This window comes from Kitasatospora sp. NPDC001527 (genome assembly GCF_040298605.1).
Taxonomy (GTDB): Bacteria; Actinomycetota; Actinomycetes; order Streptomycetales; family Streptomycetaceae; genus Kitasatospora.
This window is the reverse complement of record NZ_JBEPAM010000016.1, coordinates 1-14,651: the sequence shown is the minus strand read 5'-3', so window position 1 is coordinate 14,651 and position 14,651 is coordinate 1. Positions and strand designations below refer to the sequence as shown.

The 14,651-nt window shown below is 73.4% G+C and carries 12 protein-coding genes; 2 read left to right on the top strand and 10 right to left on the bottom strand.

Translation table 11 applies throughout. From position 1 onward, the window contains the following. Positions 1-244: 244 nt before the first annotated feature. Positions 245-1,021 carry a GntR family transcriptional regulator gene (locus tag ABT238_RS17565; protein WP_350571392.1) on the top strand — a complete coding sequence of 259 codons (777 nt, stop codon included), beginning with the start codon at positions 245-247 and terminating at the stop codon, positions 1,019-1,021. A gap of 285 nt (positions 1,022-1,306) precedes the next feature. Next, positions 1,307-1,459: a hypothetical protein gene (locus ABT238_RS17560; RefSeq protein ID WP_350763253.1), complete on the top strand. Its 153-nt coding sequence runs from the start codon at positions 1,307-1,309 to the stop codon at positions 1,457-1,459. Between the two features lie 48 nt (positions 1,460-1,507). On the opposite strand, the gene ABT238_RS17555 is transcribed toward ABT238_RS17560, so the two are convergent. The 10 genes from ABT238_RS17555 to ABT238_RS17510 form a co-directional block, all read right to left on the bottom strand. Next, complete coding sequence (locus ABT238_RS17555) at positions 1,508-2,671, bottom strand: ROK family protein (RefSeq protein WP_350571396.1); 1,164 nt, start codon at positions 2,669-2,671, stop codon at positions 1,508-1,510. Between the two features lie 325 nt (positions 2,672-2,996). Continuing rightward, the gene (locus ABT238_RS17550; RefSeq protein WP_350571397.1) at positions 2,997-3,749 is read right to left on the bottom strand and encodes an SDR family oxidoreductase; all 753 of its coding nucleotides are present in this window, start codon (positions 3,747-3,749) and stop codon (positions 2,997-2,999) included. Between the two features lie 151 nt (positions 3,750-3,900). Further along, complete coding sequence (locus ABT238_RS17545) at positions 3,901-5,280, bottom strand: NDP-hexose 2,3-dehydratase family protein (protein ID WP_502891440.1); 1,380 nt, start codon at positions 5,278-5,280, stop codon at positions 3,901-3,903. After that, positions 5,274-6,260, bottom strand: a complete 987-nt coding sequence (locus ABT238_RS17540) for an aldo/keto reductase (protein ID WP_350571399.1) — start codon at positions 6,258-6,260, stop codon at positions 5,274-5,276. Before ABT238_RS17540 ends, ABT238_RS17545 begins: the two co-directional genes overlap by 7 nt. A 157-nt stretch (positions 6,261-6,417) precedes the next feature. After that, a complete protein-coding gene (locus tag ABT238_RS17535) occupies positions 6,418-7,155 on the bottom strand; it encodes an ABC transporter permease (RefSeq protein ID WP_350571401.1) in 738 nt (245 codons plus the stop codon). 32 nt (positions 7,156-7,187) lie between these two features. Continuing rightward, positions 7,188-8,099: an ABC transporter ATP-binding protein gene (locus ABT238_RS17530; RefSeq protein WP_350763218.1), complete on the bottom strand. Its 912-nt coding sequence runs from the start codon at positions 8,097-8,099 to the stop codon at positions 7,188-7,190. A 215-nt stretch (positions 8,100-8,314) separates the two neighbouring features. Next, on the bottom strand, positions 8,315-8,917 hold the full coding sequence (locus tag ABT238_RS17525) for a dTDP-4-dehydrorhamnose 3,5-epimerase family protein (RefSeq protein ID WP_350571403.1): 603 nt from the start codon (positions 8,915-8,917) through the stop codon (positions 8,315-8,317). Continuing rightward, the gene (locus ABT238_RS17520; RefSeq protein WP_350763199.1) at positions 8,914-10,164 is read right to left on the bottom strand and encodes an activator-dependent family glycosyltransferase; all 1,251 of its coding nucleotides are present in this window, start codon (positions 10,162-10,164) and stop codon (positions 8,914-8,916) included. Before ABT238_RS17520 ends, ABT238_RS17525 begins: the two co-directional genes overlap by 4 nt. A gap of 114 nt (positions 10,165-10,278) precedes the next feature. Beyond that, positions 10,279-11,076: a thioesterase II family protein gene (locus ABT238_RS17515; RefSeq protein WP_350571406.1), complete on the bottom strand. Its 798-nt coding sequence runs from the start codon at positions 11,074-11,076 to the stop codon at positions 10,279-10,281. Positions 11,077-11,181: 105 nt separating this feature from the next. Next, the coding region (locus tag ABT238_RS17510; protein WP_350763185.1) for a type I polyketide synthase at positions 11,182-14,651 on the bottom strand (3,470 nt) is incomplete at its 5' end.

Genomic DNA, 14,651 nt, shown 5'->3' with positions numbered 1-14,651 from the left:
GGCGTGCCGCGACGCGTCCGCTTGCGGAGCTGACGTGAACGCACCATGAAACTGTGCGGCAGTCCCGCCGGGGCGCGCCATTGGTCTTGACCATCTCCCGATCCAGCCCCTAGGGTCACTTACTGCAAGGACCTTTAATAAAGAAGGACGGAAAAAGCCCGCTCTCCCACCTGCCGCAACAGCGGACAGCGGGGCGGATCCGCCCTCTTTCAGCAGGGCGGAAGAAACCAGGGTGGAGGACACGGTGGGAACGACAGGACAGCTCACGGCGGTACCGGAACCGAAGTACTGGCACCTGCGCACGGTGTTGCTCCGCGCCATCGACACGGAGTTCTCCATCGGCCAGGTCCTGCCGAACGAGCGCGAGCTCGCCGCCCGCTTCGGCGTCGCCCGGGCCACCCTGCGCCAGGCGCTCGACCAGCTGGAGCTGGAGGGCCGGCTGGTCCGCCGGCGCGGCATCGGCACCCTGATCGCCGCGCCCAGGGTCGGCGTTCCGGTGAACCGGCAGGAGGAGGGCTGGCCCGGTGCCGTCCGCAGCCAGGCGTGGCGCACCGTCGACTGCACCACCGCTCCGGCCGCCCGTCGGCTGGCGGAGGCGCTCGGGGTCGCCGAGGGTGCCCCCGTGCACACCGTCCGCCGGGTGCGCCTCGTGCAGGGGCGGATCATGGCCACCGAGTCGCTGCACGTGCCCGCCGCCGCGCTGCCGCACCTGCCCGGGTTCCGCGCCGAGAGCGACCGCGCCCGCTCGGTGCTGCGCCAGCTGGAGCGCCTGGAGGTCGACGGCGAGTCCCGCTCGGTCGAGCTGGGCGTCGCCGAGGCCGAGCAGGCCGCGCTGCTGGAGCGCCCGCCCGGCTCGCCGGTGCTGGTGATGACCACGCAGTACGCCGCGGCCGGCCGGCTGGTCGCGCTCGCCGTCTCCACCTACCGCGCGGACACCTGCAAGCTGACCTTCGGTGAGACCGGCCTCGTCGAGGTCACCCCCGTCGGCGCCGCCACCCCCGTGGGTGCCGCCGCCTCCTGAACCACTCCCGAAAACCCTCAGGCCCAGGCCCGAGCGCCCCACCAGGCGCCCGGGCCTGGGCCGTTTCCGTCGCGGGGGGCGTGCGGACGAGCGGGGCCCGATCGCGGGTTCCTGAACGAGGGCAACCGTTCGGGGTAGCCCCTGGGCGGCTGCCGCACGGGCCGGTAGGTTGCGGGCGATCTCTGTACGACCCGTCCGCGCGAGGCGCCACGGCCCAGGCGCGGGACCGGTCCGGGAACGACCCGTTCGTGCAAGCCAAGTGTCCGGCGATCCCGGGGTGGGGCCGTGAGCGCGCACGTGAACGCGCACTGGTACGGAAGGATCGGCGGCGGCGGCCCTGCCGGGCGCCGCCTCGCGCAGCTGCTGATCCTGTCGATGTTCGCGCTCGGCCTCGGCATCGCGCCGACCGCCGCGTGGGCGGCGGGCCGGCCCCGCTGACAGTGGAGCAACTGGCGGTCCCGAAGCCGGAAGCGGCCCCGCGGCCGCTCAGGCCGTCGGGGGGTTGACGGCGAAGAGCTGCTCCTCGACCTGGTCGAGGGCGACGCGCAGGGCGCCCATGGCGACGACCTCGGAGCCGAGGGCGGCCAGGGCCACCTCGGGGGCGCGCAGGGTGAACTGGGCGAGGCGTTCGCGCAGCGGGTCGAGGACGCCGTCGAGGCCGGCGGCCCAGCCGCCGATCACGACGAGCTGCGGGTCGATGGCCAGGACGAGGGCGGCGACGCTCTGCACCAGGCGGGTCAGGAAGCGGTCGGTCGCGACCTTCGCCACCTCGTCGCCCTCGCGGGCGAGCCTCAGCACCCGTGCCACCGCCGCCTCGTCCAGCGGGTTGAGCGGCTTGCCGGTGGTGGAGAGCAGGCGCTCCGGCGTCACCTCCTGACCGAGCAGGTGCAGGGCGCCGATCTCGCCGGCCGCGCCGCCGAAGCCGCGGTGCAGCCGACCGTTGATGAGCGAGCCGGCGCCCGGGCTCAGACCCGCCATGACGAACACGACGTCGTCGGCGCCGACCGCCGCGCCCTGCCAGTGCTCGGCGATCGCGGCGAGGTTGGCGTCGTTCTCGATCATCACCGGGCAGCGGAACGAGCGCCGCAGCCGGGCCCCGAGGTCCAGGCCCGTCCACCCGGGCATCGCGGTGCCCAGCTGCACGGTGCCGTCCCGGTCGACGATGCCCGGCGTGCCGACGCCCACCGCCCACAGGTTGTCCCGGGAGACGCCCGCCTTGCGCAGCACCTCCGCGACCACCGAGCGCACCGCGGTGAGGCGTTCCTCCGCGTCCAGGCTCTCCTCGACCGGCCGGAAGTGGGTGCCCACCACCTCGCCGGCGAGGTCCGCGAGGATGATCCGGATGTCGTGCACGCCGATCTCGATGCCGAGGATGTGCCCGGCCTCGGCCCGGAACCGGAACCACCGGGCCGGCCGTCCGCGCCGCCCGGCGCCGGGCTGACCGCCCGGCTGCGGCTGCTCGACCTCGGCGACCAGGCCGGTCTCCACCAGCCCCTCGATCACGCCCTCGACCGTCGGGCGGGAGAGCCCGGTGTCGCCGACCAGCTGGGTCAGCGTCACCGCGTGGCCCTCGCGCAGCGCCCGCAGGGTCACCGCCGCGTTGATCCGCCGCAGGAGTGAGGAGTCGCCACCGGTGAGTCTGTCCGCCAAGACGCTGCCCTTCGCCGTTCCGCGCGACTGCCCTGGCGCGCGTGCCCTGTACACGGGCACCGCCGGGCGACGCCTCCGGAGCGTCGCCCCGGAGGCCGCCCCCGGGCGGACCCGCGGGAGTCAGCCGCCCGGCGGACCGGCACGGCGGTGCTGTGCCGCCTGCGCCGGTCCGGGTGGCCTGGGCCGGATGCTACCGGGGCCCCGCCGACCCGGCGAGCATCTTCCCAGCTCATCCGGGCTTCGGTATCGAAATGGTACGGATTGGGTGGCAGTGCGTGACCCTGCCCCCCCCCTGAGCCCACGGCGCCGCCCGGTCGTGCCGCCGTCAGCGCAGGCCGCCCGTCGCACCGAGGTTCTGCCCGGACACCCACCGCCCGTCCGGGCCGACCAGGAACGCGATCACGTCCGCGACGTCGGCCGGCTGCCCGAGCCGCCGCAGCGGCGTCATCCCGGCCACCACCTCCAGCGCCTGCGGGGGGTTGAGCGAGCGCAGCAGGTCGGTCTCCACCGGCCCGGGCGAGACGGTGTTGCAGGTGATCCCGCGCGGTCCGAGCTCCAGCGCCGCGGCCTGCGTCAGCTGCTCCAGCGCGCCCTTGCTGGCCAGGTACGGCGTGATGCCGGGTACGGCGCGGCGGGTGTTGAGGGAGGAGACGTTGACGATCCGCCCGCCGTCGCGCATGTGCTGCGCCGCGTACCGCAGCGTCAGGAACACCGCGCGGGTGTTGACGGCGAGCACCGCGTCGAAGTCCGCCGGGTCGGTCTCGGCGAGCGGGGCGGGGGTGAAGCTGCGCGCCGCGTTGTTGACGAGGATGTCCAGCCCGCCGAGTTCCTCCTGGGCCGCGGCCATCAGCCACTCCGCGCCCTCCGGGGCGCCGAGGTCGGCGCGCACCGCGTGCGCCCGCCCGGCTCCGTGCGCGGCCACCGCGCGCACCACGTCCTCGGCCGCCGCGTCGTCCCGCGCGTAGCCGAACACCACGTCCGCGCCGTCCGCCGCCAGCCGCTCCACGACGGCCCGGCCGATCCCGCGCGAGCCGCCCGTGACGACCGCCGCCCGGCCCGCCAGCACCCTGTCCGACATTCCGACTCCCCGTTCCCGGCCGGCCGCGCACCGGCTCCGGGGAGAACCTACCGCCCGGCGGACCCGTGACGGTGAAGGCCGGGGAAACCGGACGGCCCCGTCCGCCGCGCCGCCCTGCGGGGCCGGTGGCGCGGCGGACGGGCAGGGCCCGCTAGAGAAGCACCGGGGCGTCCACGCCCTGGAGGCAGGCGATCAGCGTGCGGGCCTCGACGTTGAGGTAGTGGCTGTGCCGGATCAGCCCGGCGAGCTCCGGGACGGGGATCCACCGGTAGTCGGGTCCGAGGTCGGACTCGCGCAGGCCGGGACCGGCGTCGAGGACGAGGTAGCGGTTGCGGGCGTGGTAGAAGCGCCCGCCCTCCTCGGAGAGCACCGAGTCGAACAGCACCCGCTCGGGCGGCGCCGCGAGCACGCGGTCGAGGAGCGGCGGCCGGGCGGCGGCCGGCAGCCGGGTGTAGTTCTCGGGCGTGCACTGGACGGTGGGCGCGAGCTCCAGGACGTCGGTGTACCCCGGTTCCATCCGGGCGTGCACCAGGGCCTGCAGGGTGCCCTCCACGCGGCGGGTCAGGAAGGCCGACAGCCCGGTGCCGTGCGGCGCGATCATGGGCTGGGACCAGCTGCGGACCTCGCGGCCGCCGGCTTGGACGTCCACCGCGATGACGCTGAAGAAGCCGCCGCTCTCGTGGGATATCCGGTCGCCCGAACGCCGCCAGTGGAGGACCTTGTCCAGCGGGATGCGCTCGGCGTGCGGCTCGTACCGGGTGCGCGCCTCGGTGATCCAGCTGAGCAGGTCGGTGCCGACGGTGGCGGCCTGCGGGCCGGCCCCGCCCGGCTCGCACCCCTGGAACGGGAAGGGCAGGCAGGCGAGGACGCTGCGCGAGTCCATGTTGACCAGGTCCTCGACGGCGAGCAGTTGGTGCAGCTGCCGCAGGGTCAGCCAGTGGAACCCGTCCAGGACCTCGACGTCCTCGTCCACCTCGATGATGATGTTGCGGTTGCGCTTGCGGTAGAACCAGCAGCCCTGCTCGGACTGGCGCACGTCGGCGAGGGTCCGGTACCGCCCGGGCTGCTGGAAGTACTCGACGTAGGGGACGGCCGCGCCGCGGTGGACCCGGGTGTAGTTGCTGCGGGTGGCCTGCACGGTCGGCGAGAGCTGCAGGCCGTTGCAGTTGCCGGGCTCCATCTTGGCCTGCATGAGGAAGTGCAGCACGCCGTCGAACTCCTTGGCGATGATGCCGAGGATGCCGATCTCCGGCTGACGGAGGATCGGCTGGGTCCAGTTCTCGACCGGGCGGCCCGGCATGCTGACGTCCAGGCCCTCGACGGTGAAGAACCGGCCGCTGTCGTGGACGAGGTTGCCGGTCTGCGGGTCGAAGCCCCATCCGCGCATGGCCGCGAACGGGATGCGCTCGATTCTCGACTCGTCGGCCCGGCGGCGCCCGTCGAGCCACTCGTGGAAGGCGGACAGCGTGACCGTGGAGCTGTCGGCCGCGTGCGCGGAGCGCGCGACGCGGGTCGCGAGGGCGTTCACCAGGCCCACGCCTCGGGGCCGGGCCCGCCGTTGCCGATCGGCGGGAACAGCCGGTCGAGCTCGGCCAGCACCTCGTCCGTCAGCTCCAGCCGCATGGCGTTCAGGGCGCTCTCCAGCTGGCCGAGGCTGCGCGGGCCGATGACCGGGGCGGTGATCCCGGGCCGGGACATCACCCAGGCCAGGCCCACCTCGGCCGGGTCGGCGCCGAGGCCGGCGCAGAGCTTCTCGTAGGCGGCGACGGCGTCGCGGTGCTTGTCCAGCGCCTCCATCGCCCGGCCCTGCGCGGTCTTGACGGCGGTGCCCTCCTCCAGCTTGCGCAGCGCGCCGCTCAGCAGGCCCCCGTGCAGCGGCGACCAGGCGAGCACGGCCACCCCGTAGCGCTGGGCGGCCGGGATCAGCTCCAGCTCCACGTAGCGGGTGACCAGGTTGTAGACGGACTGCTCGGAGACGATGCCGAGGAAGTTGCGCCGGGACGCGGCCTCCTGCGCCTCGGCGATGTGCCAGCCGGCGAAGTTGGAGGAGCCCACGTAGCGGACCTTGCCCTGTTGGGTGAGCATCTCCATCGCCTGCCAGACCTCGTCCCAGGGGGCGTGGCGGTCGATGTGGTGCATCTGGAAGAGGTCGATCCAGTCGGTCCGCATCCGGCGCAGCGAGGCCTCGCAGGAGGCGATGATGTGGCGGGCGGACAGGCCGCCGTCGTTGGGGCGCTCGCTCATCGGGTTGAACACCTTGGTGCCGAGCACGACCTGGTCGCGGCGTCCGCCGCCCTGGGCGAACCACTCGCCGAGCAGTTCCTCGGTGAAGCCCTTGTGGACCTGCCAGCCGTACTGGTTGGCGGTGTCGAGGAAGTTGATCCCGCGCTCCAGGGCGCGGTCCATGATCTCGAAGCTCTCGTCCTTGGTCGCCCGGACGCCCAGGTTCAGCGTGCCCAGGCAGAGCCGGCTCACCTGGAGGGCGGTGCGGCCGAGGTAGGTGTACTCCATCTGCGATTCCTTTACCGGTACGGGGTCGTCGTGGTGGAGCTGCAAGATTTGTTGCGTACCTGCCACACCTGTCGCCGGGCGGGGTCCGGCGCCGCCCCGGCCGGGGCTCACCGCCGTCGGGGACGGCGGCGGCCCGGCGGCCGGGACGGTTCCCGGCTCACTGCCAGCGGAACAGCCTGGCCGCCAGCACGCTGCACAGGGCGCCGACGGCCGCGAGGACGGCCAGGTGCAGGGTCTGCGGCCACTGCCCCTCCCAGGAGTCCCGCAGCGCCTGCAGGGTGGCGCCGAGCGGGGTGTAGTCCCCGATCCTGGCGACGGCGTCGGGCAGCTGCTCCTTCGGGAGGAACACTCCTCCGAAGAACAGGCTGGGGAAGAGCAGCGACAGGCCGATCGAGGTCGCCGCGCGGCTGCCCGGCGCGATCGCGGCGACCACCAGGCCGACCGAGAACAGCGCCCAGGCGCCCAGGGCGAAGGTCAGCAGGAAGGCCGGCACCTGCTCCGGCAGCGCCGTGTCGAACGCGAACCGCCCGACGCCGAGCACCAGCAGCGCCGCGACCACGGCGGTCGCCAGGTTGATGACGAGCTGGGCGAGCAGCAGGTTGACGGGGTGGACGGGACTGGCCGCCATCCGGCGCAGGATGCCCTTCTCCCGGTAGGTCGCCAGGGTGGTGGGCAGCAGGTTCAGCGACAGCATGGTGAGGCACATCGACATCGCCATGGCCGGGACGAACGCCGCCATCGCGGCCTTCTGGTCGGCGGTGTCGTCCGAGTTGGTGGTGATGATGTGGAAGATCTCCAGCAGCATGATCGGCAGGGCGATCACGAAGAAGACCGCGGTCGGGTCGCGGAGGAAGAGCTTCGTCTCGACGAGGGTGAGCTGGGAGCGCCCGGTCATGCCTGTTCTCCTGGTCATCGGGGTCACGGGGGTCAGTTCGCGGCCGGGGCCGTGCCGGTGAGCTTCACGAAGGCGTCCTCCAGCGTCGGCTGTTCGAGGCGCAGCTCGCCGGGGACGATCCCGTGCCGGGACAGCACCGAGACCACCGCGTACACCAGGTTCTCCGTGCCGGTGACCGTCACCCGGGCGTTGGCCCGGGTCACCGAGGTGACCTCGGGCAGCGCGGTCAGCAGGGAGTCGTCCAGCGGGACGGAGGGGGTGAAGCGCAGGCGCTGCTCGGACTCGGCGGCGGCGATCAGGCCGGCCGGGGTGTCGAGCGCCGCCAGCTGCCCGTCCCTGATGACCGCGATCCGGTCGCAGAGCCGCTCGGCCTCCTCCATGAAGTGGGTGACCAGCAGCACCGTGACGCCCTGGGCGCGGACCCGCTCGATCAGCTCCCAGGTCTCCCGCCGGGCCCGGGGGTCGAGCGCGGTGGTCAGCTCGTCGAACACCGCGATCCGGGGGTTGCCGACCAGCGCCAGGGCGATCGACAGCCGCTGCTTCTGGCCTCCGGACAGCTGGCCGAAGCGGCTGTCGCGCTTCTTCTCCAGCCCCCAGTCGGTGATCAGGCTCCGCCAGTCGGCCGGGTCGCGGTAGAAGGTGCTGTACATCTGCAGCGCCTCCCAGACCTTGAGCCGGGGCGGCAGTTCGCTCTCCTGCAGCTGGATGCCGATGCGCTGGCGCAGCTGCTCCTTGTCGTGGTGCGGGTCGAGCCCCATGACCGAGACCTTGCCGCCGTCGTACCTGCGCAGGCCCTCCACGCACTCCACGATCGTCGTCTTGCCCGCGCCGTTGGGGCCGAGGATGCCGAATATCTCGCCCTCCTCCACGGCGAAGGAGACGTCGTCCACGGCGACGTGGTCGCCGTAGGTCTTGCGGAGTTTCTCGACCTCGATCACCGGCATGCCTTCTCTTTCTTCCTCCACCGGGATTCCTTACCTGTGCCGCCGGAGGCGGGCGTTCCCGCGCCGGGACCGCGCGAAGCGGCGATCCGGCCGCCGGAGGACTTCCGCCCGGTGAACGGCACGGCTCCACCGCCGGATGCGGGGGTCAACCGGACGGTGGAGCTGTCGCGATGACGCGGCGTCAGTACGTCGGTTTGCCTCGGTACTTCGGCGGGTCAGTGCGTGCGAAGTGCAGCGTAGCGCGCCTGACAGGCGCCGTAGTCCGGCAGTGCGCCGGCCTCCCGGGCCTGCCGCAGCGTCGGCGCGTTCCGGTCCCGGTCCGACACCAGGGGCGTGATGTCCTGCGGCCAGGGCAGGGCGAGCTCGGGATCGAAGGGGTCGATCTCGTGCTCCGCGGCCGGGTTGTACTCGGTCGAGCACAGGTACGCGGCCACGGTGTCGTCCTCCAGGGCCATGAACGCGTGTCCCAGCCCCTCGGGGAGGTACACCGCCCGGCAGGTGACGGCGTCCAGCACCAGGGAGTCCCACTGCCCGTAGGTCGGCGAGCCCGCCCGGATGTCCACCACCACGTCGAGCAGCGAACCACGGGTGCAGGTGACGAACTTGGCCTGCCCGGGCGGCACGTCCGCGAAGTGGATCCCGCGGACCGTGCCGCGCCGCGACACGCTGTTGTGGTACTGCCCCAGCCGCAGCGGGTGCCCGACCGCCGCCACGAAGGCGGACTCGGTGTAGCTCGCGCAGAACGTCCCCCGCGCGTCGGGGTGGACCGCCGGCGTGAACGCGAACGCCCCGCCGACGGCCAGCTCCCGGACGTTCACGAGCGGTGCTCGGCCGTCAGCTTCTCCAGCACCGGAACCAGGTCGGCCGGGCTCGGCGTGGCCTGGATCTCCGCCCGCACGCGCTCGGCGTTCTCCTTGAAGGACGGGTCGCCGAGCAGCCGCTCGATGCCCTCCCGCACAGCCTGGGCGGTCAGCTCGCGGGCGTGGGTGTGGATGCCGATGCCGGCGTCCTCCAGGGCGGTCGCCTTGTTCCACCAGTCCGCGAACCGGATCGGCGCCATGAACTGCGGAACGCCGTTGACCAGCGCGGTCGTCCATGAGCCGAAGCCGCCGTGGTGCAGGATGACCGAACAGCTGGGGAGCAGCGTGTGCAGCGGCACGAAGTCCACCAGGCGGGCGTTGTCCGGCACCCGCTCCAGGCCGTCGGAGATCTCCTTGGGCAGCGCCGCGATCAGCTCGATGTCGAGGTCCGCGACGGCGTCCAGGATCTCCTGGATCGGCACGAAGGAACCGCCCAGCGCACCGAAGGAGACACCGGAGGTCAGGCAGACCCGGGGGCGCTGCGGCGTCTCGCGGACCCACGCCGGCTCCACCGCCGGACCGTTGTACGGCACCCAGCGCAGCGGCACGCGCTCGACGTCCAGCGGCAGCTGGAGGCTGTCCGGGATCTGGTCGATGGTCCACTGGCCGGTGGTGACCTCCTCGGCGAAGTCACAGCCGTAGCGGGCCAGCAGCTCGGTCAGCCAGGCGGCCAGCGGGTCCTCGCGCTGGTCCTCCGGCTGCTGCTCCATCAGCTCCAGGAACGCCGAGCGCATCTTCGAGTAGATGTCGACGCACCACAGCATGCGCGCGTGGGCGGCGCCGACGACCCGGGCCGCCACCGGCGCCGCGTAGGTCAGCGGGTCCCAGACGACCAGGTCCGGCTGCCAGTCCCGGGCCAGCGCCACCATGTCGTCGACCATGCAGTCGTTGTAGATCCGGTAGGCGAACTGGGTGCTCATCCGGTACTTGGTGAGCACCTTCTCCCAGGTCTGCTGATCCGCGTACGGCTGCGACCAGTCCGAGATCTCGTTCTCCAGCTGCTCGTGGTGCATGGCGAACATCTGGTGGATGTTGTGGTCCGTGCCGACCGAAACCGCGGTGAGACCGGTGCGGCTGATGGCCTCGGTGAGGGAGGGGTTGCTGGCGACCCTCACCTCGTGGCCGGCCGCGGCGAAGGCCCACGCCAACGGGACCATGGTGTACAGGTGGGATTTCTCGGAGACGGTGGCGAACAACACGCGCATGTGCGTTTCTTCTTTCCTTGGGTCCCGTTACGCGGATTCAGCAAAGCCGAGCCGGAAGGGCGGCGACAACCCCTACCGACCCCTGTACTGGTGGGAGTTGAGTTCAACAGGAATTCAGCCGCCGGCGACCTCCCGCGGCGGCAGCATCGTGATCGGGTTACGGGCGATGAGGAAATCCGACACGGTGTTCACGACGGCGGCCTTCTGGTCGCTGAGGTAGAAGTGCCCGCCGGGGAAGACCTGGAGGTCGAAGGTCCCCGAGGTGTGGTCGCCCCACGCCGCCACGTCCTCGACGTCGACGCGGATGTCGCTGTCGCCGCCGAGCCCCACGATCGGGCAGCGCAGCGGCGGCCCGGGCACGTAGCGGTAGGTCTCCGCCGCCTTGTAGTCGCTGCGGATCGCGGGCAGGGCGAAGCGCAAGAGTTCCAGGTCGCCCAGAATGCGCGAATCGGTGCCGCTGAGCCGCTGCAGCTCCGCCACGATGCCGTTGTCGTCCAGCAGGTGGATCTCGTTGCTGCGGTGCTGCGAAGGCGCGTTGCGGCCGGAGGCGAACAGGGCGGCCGGCACGACGCCGGACTCCCGCTCCAGCAGCCGGGCCACCTCGAAGGCGACGCTGGCGCCCATGCTGTGGCCGAACAGCGCCAGCGGCAGGTCCGTCCACCGGGTCAGCACGGCGTGGATCTCCCGGGCCAGCTCCTGGACGCTCTCGACGGGCCGCTCGGTGCGCCGGTCCTGGCGCCCCGGGTACTGCACGGCCAGCACCTCGACCCCCGGGGACATCTCCTCCGACATCGGGAAGAAGAAGCTCGCGGAGCCTCCGGCGTGCGGGAAGCAGACCAGCCGCACCGTGGCCTCGGGCTGGGGGTGGAAGCGGCGCAGCCACAGGCTGTCGTCGCCGGTCGGCGATGCCATGGTGGTGGGGGTCCCTTTCGGTCTCACCGGTCGTGCCGGTAGTGGTCGGATGCGAACCGTGTGACGGGACCCGCCGCCGCGCGGAGGAGCGGCGGCGGGTCGTGCTCAGCGGGTGCCGTCCTGCCGGGGCAGGGCCGAGACCCAGGCCTCGACGGCGGCCGCGGTGGAGGCCACGTGGTCCTCCATCACGCTGAAGTGGTTGCCCTGGACGTCGACGACGTCGTGGGGCAGGTCCCAGAAGGAGCGCCACGCGCCCGAGGACGCCGCGGCGGCGCCGCCGGACAGCGGCTGCTCGGCCCGGACGAGCAGGGTGGGCGCGTCCACCGGCCGCGGCTCCCACTCCTTGCAGATGTCCAGGTACCAGCCCATCGCCGTCAGCCGGTCGTCGTCCATCGCGACGAAGGTGCCCTCGCGCTCCGTCATGCCGTCCATCAGGGCCAGCCCGAACTGGTTGACGAAGTTGCTCTTCGGCACGTACGTGTCCACCAGGACGACACCGGCCGGACGGACGCCCAGCTCCTCCAGCCGGCCCGCCGCGGCCTGCGCGAACCAGCCGCCCGCCGACGTGCCGAGCAGCACGAACGGCGCACCGTCCGCGGCCTCGGCGACCGCGGCCGCCTGGGCCTGGACGACGGCCTCCATCGTCGTCGGCAGGCTCTCGTCCCGCACGAAGCCGGGCAGCGGGAGCGCCGACACGTCGCGCAGCCCCCGGAAGGACGACGCGAACCGCGCGTACTGGTGCAGCCCGGCCAGGGCGAGACACGAGGGGAGGCAGAACACCTGGGTCGGCGCCTCGCCCCGGGCGAGCTTGATCGGCGTCGGCGGCTTGTCCAGCTCGGCGGCCGAGCCGAACTGCGGGCGCAGCGCGGCCACCGCCCGCAGCAGGTCGAACGCCTCGCCCCACTTGCCGCGCTGGAAGGCGCCCATGTACAGCGAGCTCAGCGTCGCCGAACCGCCCGCGCCGGCGGCCGGGGCGGAGCCCGCCGGCTGTGCCGCGCGGTCCGCCGTGGCGGGAGCCTCGGCCAGCTCGCGGCGCAGCCGCTCCGCCAGGTCGGCCGGCGTGGTGTGGTCGAAGGCCAGGGTCGCGGGCAGCCGCAGCCCGGTGGCGGCGTTCAGCCGGTTCCGCAGCTCGACCGCGGTGAGCGAGTCGAAGCCGGAGTCCACCAGCTGGTGGTCCTCGGCCACCGCCTGCGGACCCGCGTGCCCCAGCACGGCGGCCACGTGGGCCCGCACCAGGTCGACCAGCACGGCGAGCTGCTCGGCCTCCGGCAGCGCCGCGAGGCGCCCGGCCAGGGACGGGCCGTCCGTACCGCCCCCGTCGCCGGCGGTCCCGGACGCGGCCACGGCCCGACGGGCCGGGGTGCGGACCAGGCCGCGCAGCACGGCGGGAAGGGCGACACCCGAAGCACCGGTGCGCAGCGCGCCGGTGTCGATCCGGATCGGCACCAGCAGCGGGTCACCGAGGCCGAGCGCCGTGTCGAACAGCCGCAGGCCCTCCTCGGACGACAGCCCGCCCACACCGGCGCGCGCCGCCCGGGCGAGGTCACCGGCGTCTAGCGCGGCGGTCATCGTGCTGAGCTCGTCCCAGGGTCCCCAGGCGAGCGAGGTGGCGGGCAGCCCCTGGCCGCGCCGGCTGTGCGCGAACGCGTCCAGGAAGGCGTTCGCCGCCGCGTAGTTGGCCTGGCCCGCACTGCCCACCACCCCGGCCGCCGAGGAGTACACCACGAAGGCGGCGAGATCCAGGTGACGCGTCAGCTCGTGCAGGTTCAACACGGCGTCCACCTTCGGCCGCAGCACCGCGTCCAGCCGCTCCGGCGTGAGCCCGTCGACCAGGCTGTCGTCGACGACACCCGCCGTGTGCACCACCGCGGTCAGCGGACGGTCCGCCGGGATCGCGGCGATCACCCCGGCCAGCGCCTCGCGGTCGGCGGCGTCGCAGGCCGCGACGGTCACCTCGGCGCCGAGGCCGGCGAGTTCGGCCCGCAGCTCCTCGACGCCCTCGGCCTCGGTGCCGCGCCGACTGGTCAGCACCAGCCGGCGCACGCCCCGCTGCCGGACCAGGTGCCGGGCGAGCAGGCCGCCGAGCAGGCCGGTGCCGGTGATCAGCACGGTGCCGTCGGCGTCCCACCGCGGCGCCCCGTCCTGCGGAGCGGACGCCACCCGCGCCAGGCGCGGCACCGACAGCCCGCCGCCGCGCACCGCCACCTGCGGCTCGCCGGACAGCAGCGCCGCGCCCAGGGCCCGGCCGGAGGACGCGTCCTCGTCGACGTCGACCAGCACGAAGCGGTCGGGATGCTCCGACTGCGCCGCCCGGACCAGACCCCACACGGCGGCACCGGCGAGATCGGACACGCCCTCACCGGGCGCGGTGGCGGCGGCGTGCCGGGTGACGAACACCATCCGGGACGACGCGAAGCGCTCGTCCGCGAGCCACGACCGAACCAGCGCCAGGGCGCGGTGGGTGGCGCTGCGCACCGCCTCGGCGCTCTCGGGCGCGGGCGGGCAGGAGACGAGCACCATCACGGGCGCCGAACTGCCCGAGGCGACGGCACCGGCGAGGGCGTTCAGGTCGGTGTAGGACTCCAGGGAGAACCCGAGTTCGTCCAGGACCTCCGTCTGCTTGAGGTCGTCCGAGCCGACCAGGGCCAGCCTGGTGCCGGACGGCTGCTGCGCCGGGGCCGGCAGGGACGGCCAGTCGAGCCGGAACAGCGTCTCCTCGCCGGCCGGACGGGCGGACCCGAGCTGCGCGGGCGACATCCTGCGCAGCACCAGGGCGTCGATGGCGGCGACCGGGCTGCCGGCGGCGTCCGCGACGGTCACCGCGACGGCGTCGGTGCCGGCGGCACCGATCCGCACCCGCAGCTCCGTCGCCCCGGAGGCGCGCAGGGACACGCCCGTCCAGGAGAACGGCAGGCGGCCTTCGCCCTCGCCGTCGGCGGAGCCGGAGCCGCTGTCGAGGATCGAGCCGAGCGCGATGCTGTGCAGGGCGGCGTCGAGCAGGGCGGGGTGGAGGCCGTAGGAGGTGGCGGTGGCGTGGTGGTCGTCGGGGAGGCGGACCTCGGCGTAGACGGTGTCGTCGGTGATCCAGGCCTTGCGCAGGCCCTGGAAGGCGGGGCCGTAGGCGAAGCCGCCGTCGGCGAAGCGCTGGTAGAGGTCGTCGACCTCGACCGGGGTGGCGTTCTCGGGCGGCCAGACGGTCCGGAGGTCGTGGGAGTCCGGGTGGGTGGTGTGGCCGAGGACTCCGCTGGCGTGGCGGGTCCAGGGGTGGTCGGGGTCGGTGGTTTCGGGGCGGGAGTGGATGGTGATGGTGCGGGTGCCGTTGTCGTGCGGGGCTTCGGTGGTGATCTGGAGGACGACGGCGCCGCGTTCGGGGAGGATCAGGGGTGCTTCGAGGGTGAGTTCGTCGATCTGGTCGCAGCCGACGCGGTCGGCGGCCTGGACGGCGAGTTCGAGGAAGGCGGTGCCGGGGAAGAGGATCACGCCGGAGACGGCGTGGTCGGCGAGCCAGGGCTGGGTCTGGACGGAGAGGCGGCCGGTGAGGATGAGGCGGTCGCTGTCGGCGAGGGGGAGGGTGG

Excerpts from the sequence above, each read along its gene's own strand:
- ABT238_RS17550 (WP_350571397.1), bottom strand. The coding sequence starts at position 3,749 with ATGTCGGACAGGGTGCTGGCGGGCCGGGCGGCGGTCGTCACGGGCGGC.
- ABT238_RS17540 (WP_350571399.1), bottom strand. The coding sequence starts at position 6,260 with ATGGAGTACACCTACCTCGGCCGCACCGCCCTCCAGGTGAGCCGGCTC.
- ABT238_RS17535 (WP_350571401.1), bottom strand. The coding sequence starts at position 7,155 with ATGACCGGGCGCTCCCAGCTCACCCTCGTCGAGACGAAGCTCTTCCTC.
- ABT238_RS17530 (WP_350763218.1), bottom strand. The coding sequence starts at position 8,099 with ATGCCGGTGATCGAGGTCGAGAAACTCCGCAAGACCTACGGCGACCAC.
- ABT238_RS17520 (WP_350763199.1), bottom strand. The coding sequence starts at position 10,164 with ATGCGCGTGTTGTTCGCCACCGTCTCCGAGAAATCCCACCTGTACACC.
- ABT238_RS17515 (WP_350571406.1), bottom strand. The coding sequence starts at position 11,076 with ATGGCATCGCCGACCGGCGACGACAGCCTGTGGCTGCGCCGCTTCCAC.